Source organism: Nocardia tengchongensis (genome assembly GCF_054781395.1).
On record NZ_BAAGUM010000004.1, the window covers coordinates 615,434 to 639,712 of the forward strand.

22 protein-coding genes are annotated in these 24,279 nt (G+C 68.4%); 6 read left to right on the top strand and 16 right to left on the bottom strand.

The genetic code is table 11. From position 1 onward, the window contains the following. Nucleotides 1-26: 26 nt before the first annotated feature. Together ACYVKL_RS08095 and pdxT are read right to left on the bottom strand one after the other, a co-directional pair. Nucleotides 27-782 carry a YebC/PmpR family DNA-binding transcriptional regulator gene (locus ACYVKL_RS08095; protein WP_379169609.1) on the bottom strand — a complete coding sequence of 252 codons (756 nt, stop codon included), beginning with the start codon at nt 780-782 and terminating at the stop codon, nt 27-29. Between the two features lie 53 nt (nt 783-835). Continuing rightward, nucleotides 836-1,459, bottom strand: a complete 624-nt coding sequence (pdxT, locus tag ACYVKL_RS08100; RefSeq protein ID WP_213561261.1) for a pyridoxal 5'-phosphate synthase glutaminase subunit PdxT — start codon at nt 1,457-1,459, stop codon at nt 836-838. 324 nt (nt 1,460-1,783) lie between these two features. On the opposite strand from pdxT, the gene ACYVKL_RS08105 reads away from it, so the two are divergent. Beyond that, nucleotides 1,784-3,475 (top strand): APC family permease, encoded by a 1,692-nt coding sequence (locus tag ACYVKL_RS08105; protein WP_417629434.1) that lies wholly within the window; start codon nt 1,784-1,786, stop codon nt 3,473-3,475. Nucleotides 3,476-3,536: 61 nt separating this feature from the next. On the opposite strand, the gene ACYVKL_RS08110 is transcribed toward ACYVKL_RS08105, so the two are convergent. Then, nucleotides 3,537-4,388, bottom strand: coding sequence for an acyl-CoA thioesterase (locus ACYVKL_RS08110; RefSeq protein WP_357195586.1), 852 nt, complete (start codon nt 4,386-4,388; stop codon nt 3,537-3,539). A gap of 89 nt (nt 4,389-4,477) precedes the next feature. Here ACYVKL_RS08110 and ACYVKL_RS08115 point away from each other — a divergent pair, with 89 nt between their 5' ends. The 4 genes from ACYVKL_RS08115 (at nt 4,478) to ACYVKL_RS08130 (ending at nt 8,414) form a co-directional block, all read left to right on the top strand. After that, entirely contained in the window at nt 4,478-5,500 is a 1,023-nt protein-coding gene (locus ACYVKL_RS08115) for an alpha/beta hydrolase family protein (protein ID WP_379169613.1), read from the top strand. 21 nt (nt 5,501-5,521) lie between these two features. Then, complete coding sequence (locus ACYVKL_RS08120) at nt 5,522-6,721, top strand: saccharopine dehydrogenase family protein (RefSeq protein ID WP_379169615.1); 1,200 nt, start codon at nt 5,522-5,524, stop codon at nt 6,719-6,721. Nucleotides 6,722-6,793: 72 nt separating this feature from the next. After that, nucleotides 6,794-7,606 carry a PaaX family transcriptional regulator C-terminal domain-containing protein gene (locus tag ACYVKL_RS08125; RefSeq protein ID WP_379169882.1) on the top strand — a complete coding sequence of 271 codons (813 nt, stop codon included), beginning with the start codon at nt 6,794-6,796 and terminating at the stop codon, nt 7,604-7,606. A gap of 196 nt (nt 7,607-7,802) precedes the next feature. Continuing rightward, nucleotides 7,803-8,414, top strand: coding sequence for a nucleoside/nucleotide kinase family protein (locus tag ACYVKL_RS08130; RefSeq protein WP_379169617.1), 612 nt, complete (start codon nt 7,803-7,805; stop codon nt 8,412-8,414). A gap of 102 nt (nt 8,415-8,516) precedes the next feature. On the opposite strand, the gene ACYVKL_RS08135 is transcribed toward ACYVKL_RS08130, so the two are convergent. The 3 genes from ACYVKL_RS08135 to ACYVKL_RS08145 form a co-directional block, all read right to left on the bottom strand. Next, nucleotides 8,517-9,542 (bottom strand): ParB/Srx family N-terminal domain-containing protein, encoded by a 1,026-nt coding sequence (locus tag ACYVKL_RS08135; RefSeq protein WP_379169619.1) that lies wholly within the window; start codon nt 9,540-9,542, stop codon nt 8,517-8,519. A gap of 138 nt (nt 9,543-9,680) precedes the next feature. Next, a complete protein-coding gene (locus tag ACYVKL_RS08140; RefSeq protein WP_379169620.1) occupies nt 9,681-10,118 on the bottom strand; it encodes an SRPBCC family protein in 438 nt (145 codons plus the stop codon). A 98-nt stretch (nt 10,119-10,216) separates the two neighbouring features. Further along, entirely contained in the window at nt 10,217-11,056 is an 840-nt protein-coding gene (locus ACYVKL_RS08145; RefSeq protein WP_379169622.1) for an MHYT domain-containing protein, read from the bottom strand. 430 nt (nt 11,057-11,486) lie between these two features. On the opposite strand from ACYVKL_RS08145, the gene ACYVKL_RS08150 reads away from it, so the two are divergent. Next, nucleotides 11,487-11,936, top strand: a complete 450-nt coding sequence (locus ACYVKL_RS08150) for an MmpS family transport accessory protein (RefSeq protein ID WP_379169624.1) — start codon at nt 11,487-11,489, stop codon at nt 11,934-11,936. Between the two features lie 86 nt (nt 11,937-12,022). On the opposite strand, the gene pdxS is transcribed toward ACYVKL_RS08150, so the two are convergent. The 10 genes from pdxS to ACYVKL_RS08200 all read right to left on the bottom strand — a co-directional run bounded on the left by pdxS (nt 12,023) and on the right by ACYVKL_RS08200 (nt 24,115). Continuing rightward, nucleotides 12,023-12,925 carry a pyridoxal 5'-phosphate synthase lyase subunit PdxS gene (gene pdxS / locus ACYVKL_RS08155; RefSeq protein WP_357195569.1) on the bottom strand — a complete coding sequence of 301 codons (903 nt, stop codon included), beginning with the start codon at nt 12,923-12,925 and terminating at the stop codon, nt 12,023-12,025. Between the two features lie 187 nt (nt 12,926-13,112). Beyond that, nucleotides 13,113-13,781 (bottom strand): hypothetical protein, encoded by a 669-nt coding sequence (locus ACYVKL_RS08160; protein WP_379169626.1) that lies wholly within the window; start codon nt 13,779-13,781, stop codon nt 13,113-13,115. A 109-nt stretch (nt 13,782-13,890) separates the two neighbouring features. Continuing rightward, nucleotides 13,891-14,931 carry an NUDIX hydrolase gene (locus tag ACYVKL_RS08165; protein WP_379169884.1) on the bottom strand — a complete coding sequence of 347 codons (1,041 nt, stop codon included), beginning with the start codon at nt 14,929-14,931 and terminating at the stop codon, nt 13,891-13,893. Beyond that, a complete protein-coding gene (locus ACYVKL_RS08170) occupies nt 14,931-16,055 on the bottom strand; it encodes a glycosyltransferase family 4 protein (RefSeq protein WP_213556370.1) in 1,125 nt (374 codons plus the stop codon). Before ACYVKL_RS08170 ends, ACYVKL_RS08165 begins: the two co-directional genes overlap by 1 nt. Continuing rightward, the gene (locus tag ACYVKL_RS08175; protein WP_379169886.1) at nt 16,052-17,008 is read right to left on the bottom strand and encodes a phosphatidylinositol mannoside acyltransferase; all 957 of its coding nucleotides are present in this window, start codon (nt 17,006-17,008) and stop codon (nt 16,052-16,054) included. Before ACYVKL_RS08175 ends, ACYVKL_RS08170 begins: the two co-directional genes overlap by 4 nt. A 20-nt stretch (nt 17,009-17,028) precedes the next feature. Then, nucleotides 17,029-17,700 (bottom strand): phosphatidylinositol phosphate synthase, encoded by a 672-nt coding sequence (gene pgsA / locus ACYVKL_RS08180; protein ID WP_379169628.1) that lies wholly within the window; start codon nt 17,698-17,700, stop codon nt 17,029-17,031. Nucleotides 17,701-17,800: 100 nt separating this feature from the next. Then, the gene (locus ACYVKL_RS08185; protein WP_379169630.1) at nt 17,801-18,412 is read right to left on the bottom strand and encodes an ATP adenylyltransferase; all 612 of its coding nucleotides are present in this window, start codon (nt 18,410-18,412) and stop codon (nt 17,801-17,803) included. Further along, the gene (thrS, locus tag ACYVKL_RS08190; protein ID WP_379169632.1) at nt 18,409-20,466 is read right to left on the bottom strand and encodes a threonine--tRNA ligase; all 2,058 of its coding nucleotides are present in this window, start codon (nt 20,464-20,466) and stop codon (nt 18,409-18,411) included. Before thrS ends, ACYVKL_RS08185 begins: the two co-directional genes overlap by 4 nt. A 409-nt stretch (nt 20,467-20,875) precedes the next feature. Further along, entirely contained in the window at nt 20,876-21,559 is a 684-nt protein-coding gene (locus ACYVKL_RS08195; protein WP_379169634.1) for a (2Fe-2S)-binding protein, read from the bottom strand. A gap of 348 nt (nt 21,560-21,907) precedes the next feature. Beyond that, a complete protein-coding gene (locus ACYVKL_RS08200) occupies nt 21,908-24,115 on the bottom strand; it encodes a SulP family inorganic anion transporter (RefSeq protein WP_379169636.1) in 2,208 nt (735 codons plus the stop codon). Nucleotides 24,116-24,279 lie beyond the last annotated feature (164 nt).

Sequence of the window (24,279 nt, forward strand, 5' to 3'; positions counted from 1 at the left end):
AGGCGGCCCGGCGTCATCGGCTCGGCTCAGTCGTTTTCGAGCTCGGCCCCGACCTCGTCGGAGATGTCGACGTTGGTGAAGACGTTCTGCACGTCGTCACTGTCCTCGAGGGCGTCGACCAGCTTGAACACCTTGCGCGCGGTGTCGGCGTCGACCGGGACCGACATCGACGGCTGGAAGCCGGACTCGGCGGACTCGTAGTCCATGCCCGCGGCCTGCAGGGCGGAACGCACCGCAATCAGGTCGGTCGGCTCGGAGATGATCTCGAACGAGTCACCCAGGTCGTTGACCTCTTCGGCGCCGGCGTCGAGCACCGCCATCAGCACGTCGTCCTCGGAGAGACCGTTCTTCTCCAGATTGACGATGCCCTTGCGGTGGAACAGGTACGACACCGAACCCGGGTCGGCCATGCTGCCGCCGTTGCGGGTCATGGCGACACGCACCTCGCCCGCGGCGCGGTTGCGGTTGTCGGTGAGGCACTCGATCAGGACGGCGACACCGTTGGGGCCGTAGCCCTCGTACATGATGGTCTGCCAGTCCGCGCCGCCCGCTTCTTCACCGCCGCCGCGCTTGCGCGCGCGCTCGATGTTGTCGTTGGGCACCGACGACTTCTTCGCCTTCTGGATGGCGTCGTACAGGGTCGGGTTGCCGTCCGGGTCACTACCACCGGTGCGGGCCGCCACCTCGATGTTCTTGATCAACTTCGCGAAGAGCTTGCCGCGCTTCGCGTCGATCCCGGCCTTCTTGTGCTTGGTGGTGGCCCATTTGGAGTGGCCGCTCATTCCCTACTTCCTCGTTTCAGGGGGCTGAATGGTTTCCGACATTCGAGCGTACGTCAGACACCGGCGCGCGGGCGCACCGCGGTGTCGACGAACAGCTTGTGGACCCGCAGATCCCCGGTTACCTCCGGATGGAAGGAGGTGGCGATGACATTGCCCTGCCGCACCGCGACGATCTGCCCCGCGGCCGGACCCGACGGCACCCGGGCCAGCACCTCGACGCCGTCACCGGCGCGTTCCACCCACGGCGCGCGGATGAACACCGCGCGCACCGGGCCGTCGGTGATCCCGGCGAAGTCCAGATCGGTCTCGAACGAATCGACCTGCCGGCCGAAGGCATTGCGCCGCACCGTCATATCGATGCCGTGCAGGGCCTGCATGTCCGGGCGGGTGTCGAGCACCTCCGACGCCAGCAGGATCATGCCCGCGCAGGAACCGTAGGCGGGCAGGCCGTCACGCAAGCGCTGCCGCAGCGGCTCCAGCAGTTCGAAGACTTCCAGGAGTTTGCTGATGGTGGTGGATTCGCCACCGGGGATGACCAGTCCGTCGACGGCGGCGAGCTCGGATTCCCGGCGCACCGGGACCGCCTGCGCACCACAGGCCTCGAGAGCGTGCAGGTGTTCGCGCACATCGCCCTGCAGGGCCAGCACACCAATCGTCGGTTTCACGCCGTCGAGCATACGTTTGCCAGGGTGTGTGGCCCTGCTCACCCAGGGCGTCAGGGTTCCGTTAGGACGAGTGTCCGCTTCGCCTTTCGGGTGAACACTCGCGACGTGACCGATGTGCTTCCGCAAACCTCGCCCGAGCCGCGCGGCGGAGTCGACGCTCCCCCGACGCGGCCCGGGCTGCCTCGATCCCGATCCGGACGGACACCGTCCGGGCCGGCCGGGTCCCGCTTCGGGCGGAAACTGTCCCGCCGTGGACCGATCCGCGCGCCCGGTGACCCGCAGCCGCCGCACGGCCTCACCGTCGCGACCGGACTGGCCGGACTGTCGCTGGACGCCATGGCCTCGGTCGCCTACGGCCCGGAGGCCATCGTGCTGGTGCTGGCCGCCGCAGGCGCGGCCGGACTGGGCTTCACGCTGCCGGTGACGCTGGCGATCGTGGTGCTGCTGGCCGTTCTGATCGCGTCCTACCGGCAGGTCATCGCCGCCTTCCCGAACGGCGGCGGGGCGTACGCGGTGGCCAAGGCCCGGCTCGGGCGGCGGACCAGTCTGGTGGCGGCGGCCTCGCTGATCGTGGACTACGTCCTCAATGTCGCCGTCTCCATCGCCGCGGGCGTGGCGGCGCTGACCTCCGCGTTCCCGCAACTGTTCCCGTACACGATGTGGATCTGCCTGGCGGTGCTGGCCGGGATCACCGTGCTCAATCTCTACGGCATCCGCGAGAGCGCCCGCGCCTTCATGGCGCCGACCATCGTGTTCGTGCTCGGCATTCTCACCGTGATCGTCGCGGGTCTGCTGCGGTCGGAACCGGCCACCGTGGCCACCGGCGCGGCCGTCGCCGAGAACGCGCGCACCATCGGAATCCTGTTACTGCTCAAGGCCTTCTCCAGCGGATGCGCGGCGCTGACCGGGGTCGAGGCGATCGCCAACGCGGTGCCCAGCTTCGCGCAGCCGAAGGTCAAGCGGGCGCAGCGGGCCGAGGTGGCGCTGGGTGTGCTGCTGGGCGTCATGCTGATCGGATTGGCCACTCTGATCGGCAAATTCGCCATCCACCCGATCGAGGGCACCACGGTCCTGTCACAGCTGACCGAGGCCGCGCTCGGCCACGGCATCGCCTATTACATCGTCCAGTTCGCGACGGTCATCCTGCTGGCCCTGGCCGCCAACACCTCTTACGGCGGCCTGCCCACCCTGACCAAGATCCTCGCCGACGACAACTGCCTGCCGCACCGGTTCGCGGTGAGCTCGCAGCGGCAGGTGTACCGCTTCGGCGTGGTCACGCTGGGGATCTCGGCGGCGGTACTGCTCGCCGCGTCCGGCGGCGACATGAACGCCCTGGTGCCGCTGTTCGCGATCGGCGTGTTCGTGGGCTTCACCATCGCCCAGGTCGGCATGGTCCGGCACTGGCTGATCGAGCGCACCCGTGGCTGGCGATGGCGGGCGGCCCTGAACGGATTCGGCGCGATGCTCACCTTCGTGGCGCTGATCGTCACCACCGCAATGAAATTCACCGAGGGCGCCTGGCTGATCGTGGTGGTGCTGCCGCTGCTGGTCGCGGCGATGGAACGGATCCGCACCGTCTACACCCGCATCGACGGCTGCCGGGGCGCGGGCTGCGTGCCCGCCGTACCCCGAGCCACCGAGACCGCCATCGTGGTCCCGATGTCGGAGGTGTCCGAACTCAGCCGCGAGGCGCTCTCGGCGGCGATGTCACTGGGCCGCGACGTGATCGCGGTGCACGTGTGCCTGCCGGGTGAGAACATCACGGTCTTCGCCAAGGAATGGGAGACCTGGCATCCGGACGTGCGCCTGGTCCTGCTCGAGGACGGCGACGCGACCGTGGGCGGGCCGGTGGCGCGCTATGTCGCCGACAACTTCCCCGGCCGCCGCAAGGTGGTGGTGATCGCCGAGATCGAGCCGCCCGCCGGCTGGAATCACGTGCTGCCCAGCCATCGCAGTGACGAGCTGGAACGGGTGCTGCGCAAGATGAACGACACCGTGGTGTGTCACCTGCGGGTGCAGACCGCCTGACCCTCGAAACCACGAGCGCGCCGCCGGAATCCACCGGCGGCGCGCTCAATTCGTTTGCGGCTCAGGCGGTTCCGGGCGGGTACGACCCCGCCTCGGGGTCGCGCAGGGTACGGATCAGGCCCTCCTGCATGACCACCGCCACCAGTTCCCCGGCCTGATTCCAGATCCGCCCGCCGGTCAGCGCGCGGCCCGCGCCCGCCGAGGGCGACTGCTGGTCGTAGAGCAGCCAGTCGTCGGCGCGGAATGGGCGCAGGAACCACATGGCGTGGTCGAGAGAGGCGTTCTGGGTGGGCTCGTCGGCGTGAATGACCTTGGAGGAGCCGAGGAGGGTCATATCGCTCATGTAGGCGAGCGTGCAGACGTGGAACAGCGGGTCGTCGGGCAGCGCGTGCCGGTACCGGAACCACACCTGCTGCTGGGCGGCCAGGCCGCCACGGCGGTCCACCTCGTCCTGCGGGATGGTGCGAATGTCCCAGTGCTCCCATTCCCGCATGGCCCACAGCCGTTCCGGGCTCATGGATTCCTTGGCGTCGGGCAGTTCCAGCGGCGGCCGCACGGTCGGCATCTCGTCCTGATGCTCCGGCCCGTCGTCACCGACATGGAAGGAGGCCGACATGGTGAAGATGGCCTCGCCGTTCTGCACCCCCGTCACCCGGCGGGTGCAGAAGGACCGGCCCTCCCGGATGCGTTCCACCATGTAGACCGTGGGCCGCTCCGGATTGCCCGGCCGCAGGAAGTACCCGTGCAGCGAATGCACCTGATAGTGCGGATCCACCGTGCGCACCGCCGCCACCAGCGCCTGCCCGGCCACCTGCCCGCCGAATGTGCGGGGCAGCTGCGTCTTGGTGGACGCGCCGCGGAAGATATCGCGTTCGAGTTGCTCGATTTCGAGCGCCTCTTCGATCGTCGCCATGCACCCGTCCCTTCACGTGTGTCCCGCTCAGGCTAACAACCAGGCTAATCTATCGACTGCATCACGATCGTTTTGTGTATGATAGTTTCATGTTCTGGAAACGACGGCTCCTGATCGCCGCGGGTTGCGTTGCCGCCCTGGTCGTGTCGGCGGGCGGATGGGTGATCACGCAGCACGATTTCGACATTCGTGAGCAGCGCGTCACCATCACCGGGGGCGCGCAACCCCTGCAGGGCACCCTGGCGCTGCCGAAGCGGGGCGGCGGCCCCTTCGGGCTGGTCGTCTTCATCCACGGGGACGGGGCGGCGACCGCCGACCGCGACGAGTTCTACCGGCCGATCTGGGAGAGCTTCGCCACCGCCGGGTACGCGTCACTGTCCTGGGACAAACCGGGAGTCGCCGGGGCACAAGGCAACTGGCTGGACCAGACCATGCACGATCGAGCCGTCGAGACCGAGGCGGCGATCGCCTGGGCACGCGGACGATCCGAGATCGACGCCGGCCGGATCGGCCTGTGGGGCATCAGCCAGGCCGGGTGGGTGATGCCCGAGGTGGCGGTCCGGCATCCGGAGCTGCGGTTCATGATCGCGGTCGGCACGGCGGTCAACTGGATCCGGCAGGGCGAGTACAACCTGCGCGCCGAACTGCGCGAGCGGCACGCCACCGACGACGAACTGTCCGCGCAACTGCGGCGGCGCGAAGCCGGGCTGGCGCTGTTGCGCGAGGGCGCGAGCTACGACCGATACCGCACGACCACCACCGATTCCCCGCCCATGTCGGAGGATCGCTGGCGGTTCGTGAGCAAGAACTACCAGTCCGATATCACTGAAATCCTTCCGCAACTCGAGGTTCCGACCTTGCTGCTGCTCGGCGAGCGTGACCTCAATGTCGATGTCGCCGAAACCGCGCGCGTATACCGCCAATCGGTGCCCGCGAATCTGCTGACCGTCAAGACCTTCCCCGACGCCTCGCACAACATCGTGAAGTTCGACCTCGACAAACCCGACGGCCTGCGGCCACTGCTCGTCGCGCTGTTCGCACCCCGATCCCTCTACGCCCCGGGCTATCTCGACGCACTGCGCGAGTACGTCGCTCATCCCCCGAACCACTGATTCGCACCACAGGAGAACCCCATGAAAGTCCTCGCATTGGGCGCCGCGGGCGCGATGGGCGCGGCCGCCGTCGAGACCGCCACTCACCTGCTGGGCGTCGAGGGCATCGTGATCGCCGACCGCGACGGCCGGGCCGCCGAGACGGTGGCTCGCCGCTTCGCCGCCGCGCCGATACCGGTGACCGCGCGCCCGCTCGACGTCACCGACGCCTCCGCACTGCGCGACGCGCTCACGAGCGTCGACCTGGTGCTCAACACCGTCGGCCCCTACTACCGATTCGGCCGCACCGTGCTGGAGGCCGCCATCGACACCGGCACGCACTATCTCGACATCTGCGACGACTGGGAGCCGACGCTCGACATGCTCGGCCTCGATGACGCGGCGCGGGCGGCCGGGGTGTGCGCGATCGTGGGGATGGGCGCCAGTCCCGGGATCAGCAATCTGCTGGCGGCGCTCGCGGCCGCCGAGCTCGACACCGTCCACGACGCGTATACCGCGTGGCCGGTGGATGTTCCGGGCGCGGGCGAAGACGAGTCTCTGCTCACCGACGGGCAGCCGACCGCCGCGGCCGTGCATTGGATGCAGCAGAGCAGCGGCACCATCTCGGCGGTCGCGGCGGGCCGGCTGGTCTCCCAGCGCCCGCTGCGCCCGGTCGAGCTCACTCTGCCCGGCGGCCGGCACGGCACCGCCTACACCGTCGGCCATCCCGAGCCGATCACCTTGCAGCGCAGCCTGAAACCGATCGGCGACGCCGCCAATCTGATGGTGGTGACGCCGACGACACTGGCCTATCTGGAAGTGCTGCGCCGCGATATCGACGCGGGCGCCCTCACCAACGAGGCCGCCGCGCGGGAGCTGACACGCCCGACCTTGGGACGGATCGCCCGCTCGGTGCCGACGGCGCTGCGCACCCGCGGGCCGGGGAATCTGCCGCCGTTCTTCGCCGCGCTGTCGGGTCGGCGCGCGGGTCGCAACCATCGGGTGCTGGCGCACCTGGACCCGTCGATCGCCGGTGGCATCGATAAACTGTTCGGCGATATGGCGCGGGCGACCGGGATTCCCTTGGCACTGGGCATGTCCCAGGTCATCGACGGCCGCGCCCGCCGGCCGGGGGTGCATCCACCGGAGGCCGTCATCGACGCGCCGAGCTTCTTCACGGATCTGGGCCGCGAGTTCGGCGGCGGCTCACCGGTCGTCATCGAGCAGGAACCGGTCGGGTAGCGCAGTGAGGAGTACACCGTGGACGATCTGATTCCGGCCACCGAGATTCCGACCCGGACGCTGGTGGAGAGCATGATCCGCGAGGACGCCACCATCGACGCCGGCGAGCTCTACGACGTCGCGGCCGCCCTCGGCATGACCGACCAGCAGGTGCGGCTGTGCATCAAAAGGGTCGTCGCCGAAGGGCTGTTCACGCACGAGGGCCGCGGCCGCAAGGCGGTCCTGCACGCCACCGAGGGCACCCGCGCGGCGCTCGCCCCCGAACTCGACTACCTGCGGTTGATGTACGCCCAGGATCGTCGGCAGGTGAGCTGGGACGGGACCTGGCATCTGGCGGCGTTCGCGGTGCCCGAAACCGACCGGACCGCACGGGATGCCATGCGGAACACCCTGGTCGAACTCGGCGGCGCACCCATCCAGGGCGGGCTGTACGTGTCGGCGCACCCGTGGGAGGAGCGAATCCGCGCGGCGGCAAGCGAATTCGGGATCGCCGGGAACCTCACCACACTCCGCACCGGCGATCTGGCCGTCGGAGGTTTCACCGAGGCACGGGAACTCGCGGCGCACCTGTGGCCGCTGGACCGGCTCGCAGCCGGGCACGAACGCTTGCTCGGGATCGCCGAGCACGTGCGGTCGGCACTACCGGCGGCGGATGCGACGGAACGGATCACGCTCGCCATCACCCTGGTGGCCGAATTCGACCGCGCCCACGACCCGGACCCGCTGCTGCCGCCCGAGCTGCTGCCCCAGCCGTGGGCCGGCGCCGCCGCACGCGCGGTGGTCGCCGAATGCTGGGCGGCGCTGGACGCCACTCCCCTGCCGCCGATCCGGCTGTTCCGCTGGTACGCAAAAGCGGTCGCCGAAATCACTGGCACCCCGGCCTAGACGACAGTCCGAGTCGCCGACGGTCGGCAGGCCTGCAAGCGCGCGAGACACGGTCGCCGCCACTGCGGTCGAGTCGCAACTGTTCTGCAGAGTCCGACTGCCTCGACCGTGCCCACTGCCGCCTTCGGCCGGGGCGGTAGGCGGGGTTTCACTGCCCCCGAGTCAGCCGGCGGGGACGCTCCAGCAAGATGGTGTCGTGCCCGAATTCACCGCCCTCAGCCCCGGCGCGCTGCTCGAACTGATCGCCGAGCGCGCCGCGGCGCTGCCGGGATACGCGGTGGTCGGGTTGGACGGCGCGGACGCGGCCGAACCGCTGACCGTGGCGCGCGGCGCCGCCGAACTGCTGCGCGCGGGCGGACGCCCGGCCGAAGTGGTGTCCTTGCACGATTTCGTGCGGCCCGCCTCCGTGCGCCTGGAATACGATCGCGACAGCGAATTCACCTATCGCACAGCCTGGTTCGACTTCGAGGCGGTGAACCGTGAAGTCGTCGAACCCCTCCGGGACCGCGGGCGATTCCTGCCCGCGCTGTGGAACGAGCAGACCGACCGCTCCGCGCGGGCCCGCATTCGCACCGCGGCCACCGGCACGGTGCTGTTTCTCGCGGGTCCGATGCTGCTGGGCCGCGGGCTGGACTTCGATCTGACCGTGGCCCTGCGCATGTCGGAGGGGGCGCTGCGGCGGCGGACCGACCCGGCGCAGGGGTTCACCGTTGACGGACTCCTCGAATTCGAGCGGGACCGAACGGAATCGGCCGACATCCTGGTCGCCTGGGACCACCCCGACCGCCCGGCCGTGCAAGGCCGTTGAGCGCGGCGCTCGCCTCGAGCCCGGCCGCGGCGACCGCGGCCCGGGTGGCGTCGTCGCTGACGCCACCCGGGCCGGTCGGTCACCCGATGTGGCGAGCCGCGCTCAGTGCGCGGCCTTGTAGGCCAGCATGTAGGCGAGCTTGCCGGGCTTGGCGTCGGAGTACGGCTTGGACAGCTTCGCGAACTCCTTGTCGCTGAACGCCGGGAGCGCGCCCAGCTGACCGGCGGTGAAGCCGCCGCTGACCTGGGTGTTCTGGCCCAGCGCCACCATGGCCTGGGAGACGTTCTTGGTCAGCGTCAGGTATGAGGCCAGGTCGCCCATGTGGCCGGCCAGGGTCAGGTTCGGGTCGTTCTGGTGGGCGCGCAGCCAACGGCCCCAATAGAACTCGTCGAATCCGGGAGCGTGGTCGGTGGCGTAGCCGACATCCTTGGCGAAGTAGAGCATGCCGCGGAACTGGTCGTTCTTCATGTCCTTCAGCGAGAACGTGGAGGGCAGCTGGTGCGGCTTGATCGGCTGATCGTTGTTGTCGTACAGCCACGCCCAGTTCTTCTGCACCATCGTGTCCCAGAAGCCCGACGGGTTCAGGTTCGACAGGTTGCCGACGACCTTCAGCCGGATGTGCATGCCCGGGCCACCGTCGGCGGTCTCCCAGAACGAGGTCAGCGCGTGGTGCCCGTCGGCCATGTACAGCTTGCCGTGCGGGCCGACGACGACGGTCTTCATGTCGTTGCGCGACGCGTCGGTCTCGGCGCCGGGGGCCAGCTGGCAGGTGAACGTCGAGGCGTCCTGCAGGGTCGCGTTCGGCTGGGCCGAGGCGACTGCGACCAGACCGCTGTCGGCGCACCAGTCGTCGAACTTCTTGTTGATGGCGTCCTTGCCGAGGGTGTACCGGCCGAGCTTGTAATCGATCTCGTCGTAACCGACGGAGGGCTGGGTGGGCGCGACGTCGCCGATCGCGACATCGACGATGTCACCGACCTTGGCGTTGCAGTAGGCCACGTCCTTACCGGACGGGTTGCAGGGGAAATTGCCATTGTCGTTGTCGGCGGCCGCAACTCCGGCACTGCCGGCGACGATCGCCGCGATCGCCAACGCGGATCCGATGATCCGTTTCACGGGGTGGTTCATGACCCTCCGAGGTGTCCGACGCCGAATACCTGGCGTCACATCCGGATCATCCGGATGCCGGGCGGACGGTACGAGCCTCGGATTACCAACGGGCCACCTGACATCGGTGTCCGCATGAACGTCGCGCTACGAGACGCTCTAGGCCGCCCCGGTCTCGAGCAGCGTCCTGGCGCGGTCCAGACCCGAAACCTCTGCGGTCATGGTCTTTTGGACCGGCCCGTTCATCAGCAGCTTCTTCAATCCGGAAAGATCGGCGGCCAAGGAAAAGGTCACCTCGGTGCCTTCGGGCACGGCGGCGAAAGTGTAGGTGACCGTGGGGCGCAGCGGTCCCGCGATGCCGTTCAGGACCACCTTCTCGTTCGGCACGTATTCGGTGATCCGGACGTCGGCGGGGATGCCGCGCCCGCCCGGACCGGAGACCGTCTGCCGGTAGACGGTGCCCACCGCGGGAACGCCTTCGGCGGTGATCGCCTTGACGCCGGTGCGCCAGCGCGCGCTGTTGGCGGCGTCGGCGAAGAACGCGAAGACCTCGTCGAGGGGGCGGGCGATGATCACCGTGCGGGAGGCGGCGGGCATGACGATCCTTTCACCGGGGTGTGCGGAGCGATGCTGGCGTTCATGACACCAGCATCGCGACCGTCAGGCCACCACCGCCGCGGTGTGTCCGCTCACCACTACTGCCGATGCCGGGCCTCGAAGGTGTCGGTGGGGTAGTCGTCGGTGCCCGGGCCGCTGCCGGCGCGGCGGGCGGGCCAGAACCGGCTGGCGTACTGGCCGCGGATGCGACTCAGATCCGGCTCGTCGATCTCGGTGATGCCGACCTGGAACAGCAGGATCATCGTCGCCATACTGACCGCGATGATCAGCGGCGTGAGTAGTTGCGCCGGCTGCGCCCCCGACGGCGAATGCACGTGCGCGGCCATGTGGGCGTGCATGGCGAACATGCCCGTGTAATGCATGCCGCACACCGCGACTCCCATGATGAGCGCGGCGGCGATGGTCGAGAGAATGCCGCTCACGTGCAGCGTGAACCACAACGCCGCGGTGGCCGCGACGACGGCGATCACCAAGGACAACAACACGACCCACGGGTCGTACTGCACCATGGCATCGGTCTTCATGGCATACATGCCCGAATAGTGCATGGCCCCCACCCCGAGCCCGGTGATGGTGCCACCGGTGATCAACGCGAACGCCTCACCGTGCTGATGCACCACGATGTAGAGCCCCAGCCACACCACACCCATGGCGATGGCCGCGCTCAACAGGGTGATCGGCACGTTGTACCGAATGGTGCTGTCCTGCACCGAGAACCCGAGCATCGCGATGAAATGCATCACCCAGATCCCGGTCCCGCCCAACGCGATGGCCCCGGTGACGATCCAGCCCCCGTGCCCCTGCTGATTGCGCGCCCGCACCATGCACCGCAGCGCCAGCAACGAGCCGGTGACGGACATGACATAGGCCAGAACGGGGGTCAGCCAGCCATAGGTGAAATGGTCGATCGCCAGCATGCGGGCTCCTTGCCAGATACGCGATTCTTGACTGTTCACCGGTGACTGAGCCGAACAGTAGCGAGGAAACACCAGGTAGTAAATTTGCCGCAGCCCAGCGCAAGAAAAGTAGCTGGAGTTTGCTGAACGGTATGCACGCAGGTAGCCACCGGTATGGCCCGCCGCAGCGCCCCACACACCTGACGTCTCCAGCCCTTGACAGCTAGCACCCACCCCGCAAACCCAATAGGGCCGAAAGTCCTTCGCGCACGATGCATCCAATGCCCCATGACACCAACGGATTCGACGACGGATATGACGACCCATCCGGCCTCGTTATCAGGGCGGTTCACGGGCCCGATACCCCTGATACGGTTCCGCTCCGTTCCACAGGAAAAGAAGATCAGAGGGATTCATGACGTACCAAGGTGTTCCGGCTCAGGGATATCCGATGCAGCCGCCACCGCCCAAGAAGCGCAAGATCTGGCCGTGGATCGTGGGGGCACTACTGCTGTTCATCGTGCTGCCGTTCGCCGCGTGCACGGCACTGGTCGGCAAGGCCGCCAACGATGTGAACAAGGAAGCCAAGCGCACCGTGGATGTGCGCTACGAGGTGACCGGCACCGGAGGCGGCGAGTACGTCAAGCCCTCGATCACCTACAGTTCGGGAGACCTGGGCTCGGGGAACAGCACCTCGGCGCAACTGCCGTGGAGCAAGGACGTCACCCTGACCGGCATCGTCAAAGTCGCCACGCTGACCGCGCAGACCGGTGACGACGACAACGCGACCATCACCTGCCGAATCGTCCAGGGCGACAAGGTACTTGCGGAGAACACGGCCACCGGGTCGATGGCACTGGCCACCTGCACCACGGATCTGACCAAGCTCTTCGGCAACTGACACACGAACGCCGGGTGGTCTCGGAGACCACCCGGCGTTGTCGGATTATCGTGTCGCGGAACCGATTTCCGGCCGCCTCCGGCCGATTACCAGCCGCGCTCGGCGAGGCGGTGTGGCTGGGGGATGTCTTCGACGTTGATGCCGACCATGGCCTCGCCCAGGCCGCGGGAGACCTTGGCCAGGACGTCGGGGTCGTCGTGGAAGGTGGTGGCCTTGACGATGGCGGCGGCGCGCTGTTCGGGGTTGCCGGACTTGAAGATGCCGGAGCCGACGAAGACGCCCTCGGCGCCGAGCTGCATCATCATGGCGGCGTCGGCGGGGGTGGCGATGCCGCCGGCGGTGAACATCACGACGGGGAGCTTGCCGGTCGCCGCGACCTCGACGACCAGGTCGTAGGGCGCCTGCAGTTCCTTGGCGGCCACGTAGAGCTCGTCCTTGGACAGCGAGGTCAGGCGACGGATCTCGGCACGGATGGTGCGCATGTGGGTGGTGGCGTTGGAGACGTCGCCGGTGCCGGCCTCACCCTTGGAACGAATCATGGCCGCGCCCTCGGTGATCCGGCGCAGCGCCTCACCCAGGTTGGTCGCGCCACACACGAACGGCACGGTGAAGTCGAACTTGTCGATGTGGTTGGCGTAGTCGGCGGGGGTCAGCACCTCGGACTCGTCGATGTAGTCGACACCGAGCGACTGCAGGATCTGCGCCTCGACGAAGTGGCCGATGCGGGCCTTGGCCATCACCGGGATGGAGACGGCATTGATGATGCTGTCGATCATGTCCGGGTCCGACATGCGGGACACGCCACCCTGGGCGCGGATGTCGGCCGGAACCCGCTCGAGCGCCATGACGGCCACCGCGCCGGCGTCCTCGGCGATCTTGGCCTGCTCCGCCGTGACGACATCCATGATCACACCGCCCTTCAGCATCTCGGCCATGCCGCGCTTGACGCGGGCGGTACCGATGGTGGGGTTGGTGTCGGGCGTGGTCACGGCAAACTCCTGGGTCATGTGGGCCAATCGGATCGTTTGAATCGAACACCGAGCTCGGAATCGAACATGACGATTCTAGGCTGCGCGTTCAGGCCACTTCATAGCCAGTCCGACACGACTGGACTGCCCGCCTCCGACAGGATGACGGGCGTCACAGACCCCGGGGTTACCGTCTCGCTACGGCGGGTCAGCCCAGCGTGAAGAAGTAGCGGCTCGTCGGCACCAGATCCAGGTTCAGGTGGGCGCCGAAACGAATCACGCTCTCCATCATCGCCGTGACCCGTCGCTGCAGCTCAGCGTCGTCGCCGCCGCTGCCGTAGAAGGCGTGGGCACTGGTCATCGCCGCCATCGGGAAGAGTTCCTCGACGAGCGCGTCGACGGGCTTGCCGTCGGTGATCGCCGCGGTGACCGTGTTCTGGACATAGCCGAACGTGTCCTGCGTCTCGATGGCCACCGGGGTGTGCAGGACATGCCAGCGATGCAGCCACTCCTCCCGGGTGAGGTCCTCGGGAATCCGCAGGATCGCGAAATTGGCCAGCGCCTCGGTCCGCTCGCCGTCGGCGACCACGGGCGGCTCGATGGGCCGGCGTTCGTCGACGATCCAGCCGTTCACCTCGTCGGCCACCGACCGCAGGGCCGCGGTCACGGCCTCGTGCTCACCGTCGGTCCACACGCTCACGATCGCGTCGATCGGCGCGTCATAGGTGGTGTGCCGGACCTGCGCGGCCTCGACGTCGGCGTCGCGGAGGTTCACCTGGAAGGCGCTCACCCCCAGCCCGGTCAGCTCTTTGCGCAGCTCCTCGCCCCGCAGCCGCTCCCCCAGCCCAGCACCCCACAACGCGTACATCAGCTTCATGCCGTAAGTCCTTGCCACCGATCACCATTGATCGGCCCACCGTAACGGCGCGGCGGCCGCCGCGGACAGGGTTTGCGCAGTCGATCCCACCCACCGGACGACCGCGGGGTCAGCGAATGGAGCGGACTTCCGGATCGATGTCGGAGTCCGCGGCGGTGATCGCCTCGGCGAGCAGATGATCCAGGTGGTACGGGTACACCGTCTCGCCCGAGTGATCCAGGTGCGCGATGTCGGTCGGGGTGCACCACTTGTTGCCGGTGATCGAACGGCGTTCGACGAAATCCAGATTGGTGGCGACCGGGTCGAAACTCTTGGCCCGCAGGGCGAAGAAGAGCTCCTCGGACCGGATCAGCTCCCCGTTGAACGGGAAGACCGCCACCCGCCGCCACAGCGGCCCGCGCAGCGCGGAGGAGTCCGCGCTGTGACCGGTCTCCTCGTAGAGTTCGCGGATCGCGGCCTCGCGCAACGTCTCTCCCGGATTGACGCCACCGCCGATGGTGAACCAGAAGGGGACGTCGGGAACCTGGGGATCCACGCCCTGCAACAGCAGAACGCGATCGTGCTCGTCGACCAGGACCACACGCGCCGAAGTGCGCACGGTGTCGACGTCCAGACCGGTCGAGGCGGCCGCGGTGACGCGTTCGGCGATCTCGAAGTACACCGGCAGCGGCGCGGTACCACCGAGGTGCAGCCACCGGACCAGACGACGGTTGCGCAGCGCCAGGGTGTCGCGGACCGCGTCGTTGTGGAAGCGGCGGGCGATCAGCACCCGCGCCTCGGCGTCGGCCAGCTCGGCCACCAGCTGCGGCGGCAGCAGCCCGATGTCCACCGCGGACAGCGCTGCGGCGAGCTGGTTCTCGACGGTCTCGCGGTCACGCCAGTTGGAGCGTTCGGCGCGGTCGGCCAGCGCGGTCAACCGGCGGGCCTGCTCGACCAGCGCCGGATCGTAGAGTCCGGCCAGGATGGTGGCCACCGAGCGCGCGACGACCGCGCGGCGAGCCAGCGCCGCGTCCAGCGCGTGCCGCGCCTGGTCGGTGCGCACGTGCAACCGGTCGAGGCGGTTGGCGGTGGTGTAGGCCCAGACCGCGGCGGTGATGACCGCCGCCGCGATGAGCGCGAGAACCAGGATCGTCGTTGCGGAGAATGTGATCATCCGGCGGTCCTGACGCGCACGTCGCCGACCGTGACGGTCTCGTAGACCCGCAGGATCTGCTCGGCCACCACCGGCCAGTCGTATTCGCCGACAACCTGATTGGCGGTGCGGATGTAGTCCTCGCGCCGGCCGTCGTCGGTGAGCATCGCGCTGATCGCCTCCGACAGCAGCGCCGAGTCGCCGACCGGCACCAGCATGCCCGCGGTTCCGTCGCGCAGCACCCGCCGGAAGGCGTCCAGATCGCTGGCCACCACGGCGGTTCCGGCGGCCATCGCCTCCACCAGCACGATGCCGAAGCTCTCCCCGCCCAGGTTCGGCGCCACGTAGACGTCAGCGCTGCGCATGGCCGAGGCCTTCTCGGCGTCGGTCACCTGCCCCAGGAAGCGCAGATGCCCGGCGTTCTCCCCGGCCTCGCGGCGCAGCCGGTCCTCGTCACCGCGCCCGACGATCAGCACTTCGAGATCCGGGTGCTTGCGCACCAATTCGGGCAGCGCGCCCAGCAGCACGTCCATACCCTTGCGCGGTTCGTCGAACCGGCCCAGGAACAGCACCGACTTGCCGGGCTTCGGATAGCCGTCCAGCAGCGGAGCGTGCGCGAACGCGGGCACGTCGACCCCGTTCGGGATTTCGACCGCGTCCCCGCCGAGCGCCTCCACCTGCCAGCGACGCGCCAGTTCGCTCACCGCGATCCGGCCGCTGATCTTCTCGTGATACGGCCGCAGCACGCCCTGAAAAGTACTGAGCACCAACGACTTCGTGGTCGAGGTGTGGAAGGTGGCCACGATCGGCCCCTCCGCGATCTTCAGCGCCAGCATGGACAGGCTGGGCGCGTTGGGTTCGTGGATGTGCAGGACGTCGAAGTCGTTGTCGGCGATCCAGCGCCGGATGCGGGTGTAGGCGGTGGGCCCGAACGACAGGCGCGCGACCGACCCGTTGTAGGGGATCGCGACGGCCTTGCCCGCGGAGACCACGAAATCGGGCAGCGGGGTGTCGTCGGCGGCGGGCGCGAGCACGCTCACCTTGTGGCCGCGTTCGATGAGCACCTGCGCCAGTTCCACGACATGCGACTGCACCCCGCCCGGCACGTCGAACGAGTACGGGCAGACCATGCCGATCCTCATAGCGCCCCTGTTCCCGGCTCCCGATACCCCAGAGCTGCCTGCGCGGCCGCGATGCGTTCCAGCCGGGCCTGCGATAGATCACTCTTCCACAGCGGCTGCAACATGTGCCAGTCGGCGGGATGGGCGGCGATATTGGCGGCGAACACGTCGGCCAGCGCCTGGGTGGCGGGAACGACGCCGCCGGAGAGATCCAGCGCCTCGAAGATCTCCATGCCCCAGTCCTCCTCACCGTCGGCGTCGGTGGTGAACCACAGGTGCGTCGGCAGCAGCGCCGCTCCGGTCTCCGCGGCCAGCTTCGCCGCGCCCGCGGGCAGCCAGCTGGGTTCGCCGAAGAAGGTGACCGGCACCCCCTTGCCGGTGATGTCCCGCTCGCCCATCAGGCAGACCACCTGATTGCGCCGCAAGCGATCCGCCAGCTGCGGGAACGGCGGCTGTTCACCGCCGGTGAGCGGGAAGACCTCGAAGCCGAGGCTCTCCCGGTACTCGACGAACCGCTCGAACAGCTTCTCCGGATTCAAACGTTCCGCGACCGTGGCGAACTGACCGTAGTTCTGCGCCAACCAGACTCCGGCCATATCCCAATTGCCCGAATGCGGCAGCACGCAGACCACGCCCTTGCCCTGCGCCAGCGCGGCATCGAGGTGCTCGAATCCGGCCACCCGCAGCGACTTGCCCAACGCCACATGGTCCATCGACGGCAGCCGGAACGCCTCGCGCCAATACCGCGCGTAGGAGCGCATGCTGTCGCGAATCAGGCTGTCGGGCACCAGGTCCGGCGTGGTGCCCAGCACCCGTGCCAGGTTCTTGCGCAACTGGTTCGGATGTCCGCGCCGCGCGGCCTTGTTCGCCTTGCGGGCGGCCAGATCCGCGCCGCGGTCGAACAGCCGCCGGGCCGTGCCCTCGGGCAGTGCCCGCACCAGCCGCCAGCCGGCCGCGTATGCCTTGTCGGTCATCGCGGACGTGAAATCGGTTGTCACCGCTGCGGATCCTCCGGAGCCTTCACCGTGGGGGCGATAATGTCGCGGGCGCCGGGCGAATTACGGACCGCCAGCACCCGCTGGAAAACGGTGATGATGCTGAGCACGGCCAGCACGTACATGGCGGCGTACACCGCGTACGACAGCCACTCGATGTCGAAATGCCCGCCGATGCCCGACAATCCGGCGCCGACCAGCACGATGACCAGCCGGTCCGGCCGCTCGATCAGACCGCCGTCCGCCGACAGGCCACTCGCCTCGGCGCGCGCCTTGGCGTAGGAGATGACCTGCGAGGTCACCAGCACCACCAGCGTCGCCACGAACAGGTGCTCGGAGTGCGCGTGGTACACCGACCACCAGGCCAGGCCCGCGAAGATCGCGCCGTCGGCCACCCGGTCACAGGTGGCGTCGAGCACCGCACCGTATTTCGTGCCGCCGCCGCGGGCGCGGGCCATGGCCCCGTCGAGCATGTCGAACATGACGAACAGCCAGATCACCATGGTTCCCCAGAACAGGTGACCGGCCGGGAACAGCGTCACCGCCGCGGCGATCGAGGCGGTGGTGCCGATGAGCGTCATCGCATCGGGGGTGAGCCCGGTGTTCACCAGCGCTTTGCCCAGGGGCGCGGTCGCTTTGGCGAACGTCTCGCGACCGAAGAAGCTCAGCACGCTACAAACTCCCGGCCACTACCGCTCATGCGGGGCCCTCCGGGCATGAGCGGGGGCCCTCCATGGTCACGCTTCGCTACCGCTTCCGGGCCTGACCCGCTCATGCCGTATCCGCTTCCTTCCACGCCTGTGCCAGCAGCGCCCGGGTCTCCCGGAGCAGCTGCGGCATCACCTTCACTCCGCCGACGACGGTAATGAAGTTCGCGTCCCCACTCCAGCGCGGCACGATATGTTGATGCAGATGATCGGCGAGTGAACCTCCGGCAACACCACCGAGATTCAGCCCGACATTGAAGCCCTCGGGCCGCGACACCTGCTTCATCACCCGGATCGCCTGCTGGGTGAACGCCATCAGTTCGGCGCTCTCCGCGGGAGTCAGGTCCTCCAGGTTGGCGACGCGACGGTAGGGCACCACCATCATGTGACCCGGGTTGTACGGGTACAGGTTCAGCACCGCGTACACCGTCTCGCCGCGCGCGATGATCAGGCCGTCCTCGTCCGACATCTGCGGGATATCGGTGAAGGGATGCCCGGTCTTCTTGGGTGCGTCCGAAACCGCTTCGACCGGTTCGATTTTCCGGTCCCCGGTCTCACCGGTGATGTAGGACATGCGGTAGGGGGTCCAGAGCCGCTGCAAGCGGTCCGGGTCCCCCGCGCCAGTATCGACGATCTGATGGTCGCTGGTCAGGCCCTGCACGGTCCGATCGCTCATTGGACACCCGTGCGGATCTCGAAACCCTCCGCGGTCGGCGAGGTGTTCTCACGCCGCTGCACCCAGTCCACGATGGTGGCGACCGCGTCGGCCACCGGCACACCGTTGACCTGGGTGCCGTCGCGGAAGCGGAAGCTGACCGCGTCACCCTCCACGTCGCGGGCGCCGGCCAGCAGCATGAACGGCACCTTCTGCGCGGTCTGGTTGAAGATCTTCTTCTGCATGCGGTCGTCGCTGCGGTCGAGCTCGGCGCGAATCCCGTTGTCCTGCAACCGCTCGATCACGCCGTCCAGGTGCTCGGCGAAGGCCTCGGCGACCGGGATGCCGACCACCTGCACCGGCGACAGCCACGCCGGGAACGCGCCCGCGTAGTGCTCGGTGAGCACACCGAAGAAGCGCTCGATGGAACCGAACAGCGCGCGATGGATCATGACCGGGCGGTGCTTGGCGCCGTCGGAACCGGTGTACTCGAGCTCGAAGCGCTCGGGCAGGTTGAAGTCGAGCTGGATGGTCGACATCTGCCAGGTGCGGCCCAGGGCATCCTTGGCCTGCACCGAGATCTTGGGGCCGTAGAACGCGGCGCCGCCCGGATCCGGGACCAGCTCCAGACCGGAGTCGGTGGCCACCTTGCGCAGGGTCTCGGTGGCCTCCTCCCACAGCTCGTCGGAACCCACGAACTTCTTCGGGTCCTTGGTCGAGAGCTCCAGGTAGAAGTCGTCGAGGCCGTAGTCGCGCAGCAGCGAGAGCACGAACTGCAGCGTGGAGGTGAGCTCCGCGTGCATCTGCTCCTTGGTGCAGTAGATGTGCGCGTCGTCCTGGGTCATGCCGCGCACCCGGGTAAGGCCGTGTACGACGCCGGACTTCTCGTAGCGGTAGACCGAGCCGAACTCGAACATGCGCAGCGGCAGTTCACGGTAGGAGCGCCCGCGCGACCGGAAGATCAGGTTGTGCATCGGGCAGTTCATCGGCTTGACGTAGTAGTCCTGGCCGGGCTTGCGCACGGTGCCGTCCTCATTGAGTTCGGCGTCCAGGTGCATGGCGGGGAACATGCCGTCGCGGTACCAGTCCAGGTGGCCGGAGACCTCGAAGAGGTGGCCCTTGGTGATGTGCGGGGTGTTGACGAACTCGTAGCCGGCGGCGGTGTGGCGGCGGCGCGAGTAGTCCTCGAGCTCCTTGCGGATGATGCCGCCCTTGGGGTGGAACACCGGCAGGCCCGAGCCCAGCTCGTCGGGGAAGGAGAACAGGTCCAGTTCCAGGCCGAGCTTGCGGTGGTCGCGCTTCTCGGCCTCTTCCAGCAGGCGCAGGTGCTCGTCCTGGGCCTCGGTGGACTCCCAGGCGGTGCCGTAGATGCGCTGCAGGTCCTCACGGGACTGGTCACCGCGCCAGTAGGCGGCCGAGGAGCGGGTCAGCTTGAACGCCGGAATGTACTTGGTGGTCGGCAGGTGCGGGCCGCGGCACAGATCGGCCCAGATCAGCTCGCCGGTGCGCGGGTCCAGGTTGTCGTAGATGGTCAGCTCTTTGCCGCCGACCTCCATGACCTCCGGATCGTCGATGCCCGACTTGTCGGAGATCAGCTCCAGCTTGAACGGCTCCTTGGCCAGTTCGACCCGGGCCTCGTCGATCTCGACCACCCGGCGCGAAAACCGCTGCGCGCCTTTGATGATCTTCTTCATCCGGGACTCCAGCTTGGCCAGATCCTCCGGGGTGAAGGGACGTTCGACCTGGAAGTCGTAGTAGAAGCCGTCCTTGATGTACGGGCCGATGCCCAGCTTGGCCTCGGGGAACTCCTGCTGCACGGCTTGCGCCAGCACGTGCGCGGCCGAGTGCCGGATCACATTGCGGCCGTCGGGCGAATCGGCGGTGACGACCTCCACCTCGGTGTCGAACTCGGGCACCCAGGTCAGATCCTTGAGCGCACCCTCGTCGTCGCGCACCACGAGCACCGCGTTCGCGCCCTTGCTCGGCAGGTCCGCCTCACGCACCGCGGCCCCGGCGGTAGTCCCAGCCGGAACCCGGACGCGGGCGGCTGGGGTCTGCTGGGGTGAGGTGCTCACGGCTGGACACTCCTAGGCGTTTCACGGCGGTGATCCATCCGCCGTACTGGTTGGACATGACGACCGGGCACCCCCCTGTTGAAGGGCAGAGCCCCGGCGGCCACCACTCTATCGGCACGGTTGTCACCGCGCGCCGATGGACCAGCCCCGCCGCGCCGCCCCGCACCCATCGCTCCCCGACTCGGCCAGACCGCACGACGGTGACCAGGTCGAATGCCCGGTCAGTTCGACGATTCGGCCGCTGGACCAAGATCGGCCCGAAGCGTGCGACGCCGGGACCGGGGCAGGTCGTCCGTACGATTCTCCGAGCGACCGCCCCGCCACGGCAACCGAATTCGCAGCGCCCGCACGGGCGAGGTGGCGGTTCGGCTGCGCAACAGGGAGTTCAGCACACCTGCGCGCCCCGTACTCAGCCGCGCGCGGCGACCTCGGCGAGCAGCACTTCACGCTCGGCCGCGGGGCGTTTGGGGCAGCTGGTGCACATGGTGCAGCCGGGGACCTCGAACACCAGGCAGCAGGAGATGCGGCGGACGAAGGTGCGGCCGCCGACATCCTGGAAGCGGGGCACCGGCAGCCGGCCGGCGACGTCACGGGCCAGTAGAGCGCCCGCCTCCTCGGCTCCGATATCGAGGGCCCGGTTGCCGATGGCGTCGGCCACGATCGCCCATAGCGAGGCGACTCCCGCCCCGGATACCTCGGCAACCACCGGAATCACCCGGGACAGTGTGTGCCGCAACGCGTGCCCGACCGGGGCTGTCTCGCAACAACTTCGGGTATCGGTGTCGGCATCGTCGGAGGCCATCGCCGCTGTGACGTCCAAATGGTGCGCCGCGATCCGGTAGTGGTGCGGTTCGGGCAGGACCCGTTCCACGCCGCCGTCGGGCCGCATCTCGAGGGTGATGTGTTCCAGGGCCGGGTCGAACGCGGGCTCGTCGGCCGCGATGGCGGCGACGAGCGGGTCCACCAGGGAGGACGCCGCCATGCACCACCACAGGGTGCCCGACACCCGCGAGTCGGCAGTCCCCCAGGAGATGCCCATGTCGGCGATCCGTTCGGCCAGCCACTGCGGGCGTAGCAGCTCGGTGCCCGGCACGAGAACCTGTGAAACGGGGGGCTGCGCAACCATTTCCATTCGACTCCGATCCGGCCGGTTCACGGTGATTACTACCCACGATGTCACGTTTCCGCGCCGAAGTGGACGGCTCCCCCGTGGCCTCCGGCGCACCCGATCAACTCGCGGATTCCGCGAGGCGGGCTCAGCGTATGCCGCGCACCCTCCCCCGCCCCCGCCGACGCGCCCGGCGGGCACATGCGCTCCCGGGGTTTCGCCCCGTCGCGCCTCCGGGCCGGCCGGTCCGGTCGGCCTGCCCGCATCGAAAACCGTGACTGGGCGGGCATTCCCGGCAGGGATGCCCGCCCCGTCACGCGTCGTATGGGTCGATCAGTGGGTGTGCGCCAAGGCCGATAGCTCGGGGGCGTCGATTTCCCGGATGCCCGCCGAGGTCACCTCCAGCACCCGGGCGGTGCCGATGTCGAAGAACAGGCCCGAGACTCGCAGGCCGTGTTCGAGCATCGCGCGCCGGACCACAGGATGGGAGCGCAGGGTGTCCACCTGAACGGCCACGTTCACGATGGACAGCTGGTCGTGGACGCCGTATCCGGCTGCCGCGGCCGCCGCGGCGACCGGGTCGTCTGGGTGGAAGCGGTCCAGACTGGCTCGGCCGTGGACCAGCCAGTTGCCCAGGCCGGGACCGGTGGGTCCGCCCGCGACCAGGGCTTTCATCGCCCCGCAGGCGGAGTGGCCGCAGACCACGACATTGTCGACGCGCAGTTCGTCGATAGCGAAGGCCAGGGCCGCCTCGATGGAGGTGTCGCGACCGCCGGGGACCACGAAGTTGCCGACATTGCGGATGGTGAACAGGTCACCGGGCCCGGTATTGGTGATGACGTTGGGTACGATCCGCGAATCCGCGCAGGTCAGGAATAGCGAGTGCGGGTTCTGGACGTCGCGCAGCTCGTCGAGGTGCGGGCGCACCACGTGGGCGTTGCGGCGGTGGAAGGCGGCCACGCCCTGCGTGATCTGGTTGCCCTCGTCCTCCCGCCAGGGGCGCAGCACGTCGTCGAGCAGGGTGCGGGCGCGGCCGCGGACCGGCGGGCCGGTCAGGGCGTGCGCCATGCGTGCGGTGCCCAGTTCCACGTATTCGACTGTGCCGCCGGTGTTCTCGTGCTGGTTCGCCCAGTCGTGGATGGCCTCGTAGGCGGCGTGGTCGAGGAAGTCGACGCTCAGCTCGATCAGGACGTCGGCGCGCGCGGGCACCTTGGCCAGCTCCGAGGACAGTTTCGGCAAGGCCAGGAAGGTGCAGGTGCCGTCGATGCTGACCAGCCAGCGATCGGTCCCGGCCACCTCGCCGGCGGTCACCGACACCCGCACGACCCGCCACAACAGCAGGCCGAAGGCCAGGGCCAGGCCGATGATGACGCCTTCGAGCAGGTTCAGGAACACCACGCCGAGCACGGTCACCAGGTAGACCAGCAGGTCTCCGGTGCGCCGGGCCATTTTGATGTGCGCGAGCTTGACCAGCTGGATGCCGACCACGATGAGCAGACCGGCCAGCGCCGATTTCGGAATCTGCTGCACCACCCCGACCAGCGCGACCGAGAACACCAGGATCCAGATGCCGTGCAGCAGGGCCGAGGCGCGCGAGCGGGCGCCGGCCTGCACATTGGTGGCGCTGCGCACGATCACGCCGGTGACGGGCAGGCCGCCCAGGCCGCCGGAGATCATGTTGGCCGCACCCTGCCCGATCAGTTCCCGATCGAAGTTGGTGCGCGGACCGGTGTGCATCTTGTCGACAGCGACCGCCGAGAGCAGGCTTTCCACGCTGGCGATCAGGGCGATGGTCAGGGCGGCGAGCACCACCGCGCCCCAGTCGCCGGACGGCAGCCCGGGCAGCCCGATGGCGTCGAACAGCGAGCCGCTCAACACGATTCGCTCCGGAGCGCCGGGCAGCACCAGCGACAGCCCGGTGCCGACGACCACGGCGACCAGCGGGCCGGGCAGCACCTTCAGCTTCCCGGGCACGTACTTCCAGCCGAACATGATGGCCATCACGACGACGCCGACCAGGAAGTCGGCACCGTGGATGCTGGACAGCTCACCGGGTAGCTGAATCAGGTTCTGCCAGGCCGAACTGTGCGATGACCCGCCCAGCAGCACGTGCAGTTGTTGCAGCGCGATGGTGATGCCGATGCCGGCGAGCATGGCGTGCACCACGACCGGTGCGATGGCCAGCGCGGCGCGGGCGATGCGGCTGAGTCCGAACAGAATCTGGAGCAGACCGGCCAGCACGGTGATGAAACATGCCGTCTTCCAACCGAATTGGTTGATGGTTTCGGCGACGACGACGGTCAGTCCGGCCGCGGGACCACTGACCTGGAGTGGGGAGCCTCCGAGGAGGCCGACCACGATGCCGCCGACGACGGCGGCGATGAGTCCGGCCGCGATGGGCGCGCCGGAGGCGACCGCAATGCCGAGCGAGAGCGGCAATGCGACGAGAAAGACAACGAGGGATGCAGGTAGATCGTGGCGCAGCAGGCTGTCGAGCCGGCCGACGGTTCTACCTGGCGGTGAATCGGTGTCGCGAGACATATCGCTCCTCAGCGAGCATGTGCAGGGGCATCGAATAAAAGCTGCGGACGGCATTGGCCGCGCACTCACCGGACGAGCAGAATCAAGGCTAAAGGTAAAGCCTTAGCAAAGTCTGAGAAAAATTGGCCCGCAACGTTAAAGGGGCGTGAATCCTGCCGGATCCA

Bases quoted from the DNA above. Each gene is read 5' to 3' on its own strand.
- ACYVKL_RS08095 (WP_379169609.1), bottom strand. From the start codon at position 782: ATGAGCGGCCACTCCAAATGGGCCACCACCAAGCACAAGAAGGCCGGG.
- pdxT (WP_213561261.1), bottom strand. From the start codon at position 1,459: ATGCTCGACGGCGTGAAACCGACGATTGGTGTGCTGGCCCTGCAGGGC.
- ACYVKL_RS08105 (WP_417629434.1), top strand. From the start codon at position 1,784: ATGGCCTCGGTCGCCTACGGCCCGGAGGCCATCGTGCTGGTGCTGGCC.
- ACYVKL_RS08110 (WP_357195586.1), bottom strand. From the start codon at position 4,388: ATGGCGACGATCGAAGAGGCGCTCGAAATCGAGCAACTCGAACGCGAT.
- ACYVKL_RS08115 (WP_379169613.1), top strand. From the start codon at position 4,478: ATGTTCTGGAAACGACGGCTCCTGATCGCCGCGGGTTGCGTTGCCGCC.
- ACYVKL_RS08120 (WP_379169615.1), top strand. From the start codon at position 5,522: ATGAAAGTCCTCGCATTGGGCGCCGCGGGCGCGATGGGCGCGGCCGCC.
- ACYVKL_RS08125 (WP_379169882.1), top strand. From the start codon at position 6,794: ATGATCCGCGAGGACGCCACCATCGACGCCGGCGAGCTCTACGACGTC.
- ACYVKL_RS08135 (WP_379169619.1), bottom strand. From the start codon at position 9,542: ATGAACCACCCCGTGAAACGGATCATCGGATCCGCGTTGGCGATCGCG.
- ACYVKL_RS08140 (WP_379169620.1), bottom strand. From the start codon at position 10,118: ATGCCCGCCGCCTCCCGCACGGTGATCATCGCCCGCCCCCTCGACGAG.
- ACYVKL_RS08145 (WP_379169622.1), bottom strand. From the start codon at position 11,056: ATGCTGGCGATCGACCATTTCACCTATGGCTGGCTGACCCCCGTTCTG.
- ACYVKL_RS08150 (WP_379169624.1), top strand. From the start codon at position 11,487: ATGCAGCCGCCACCGCCCAAGAAGCGCAAGATCTGGCCGTGGATCGTG.
- ACYVKL_RS08160 (WP_379169626.1), bottom strand. From the start codon at position 13,781: ATGAAGCTGATGTACGCGTTGTGGGGTGCTGGGCTGGGGGAGCGGCTG.
- ACYVKL_RS08170 (WP_213556370.1), bottom strand. From the start codon at position 16,055: ATGAGGATCGGCATGGTCTGCCCGTACTCGTTCGACGTGCCGGGCGGG.
- ACYVKL_RS08175 (WP_379169886.1), bottom strand. From the start codon at position 17,008: ATGACCGACAAGGCATACGCGGCCGGCTGGCGGCTGGTGCGGGCACTG.
- ACYVKL_RS08185 (WP_379169630.1), bottom strand. From the start codon at position 18,412: ATGAGCGATCGGACCGTGCAGGGCCTGACCAGCGACCATCAGATCGTC.
- ACYVKL_RS08200 (WP_379169636.1), bottom strand. From the start codon at position 24,115: ATGTCTCGCGACACCGATTCACCGCCAGGTAGAACCGTCGGCCGGCTC.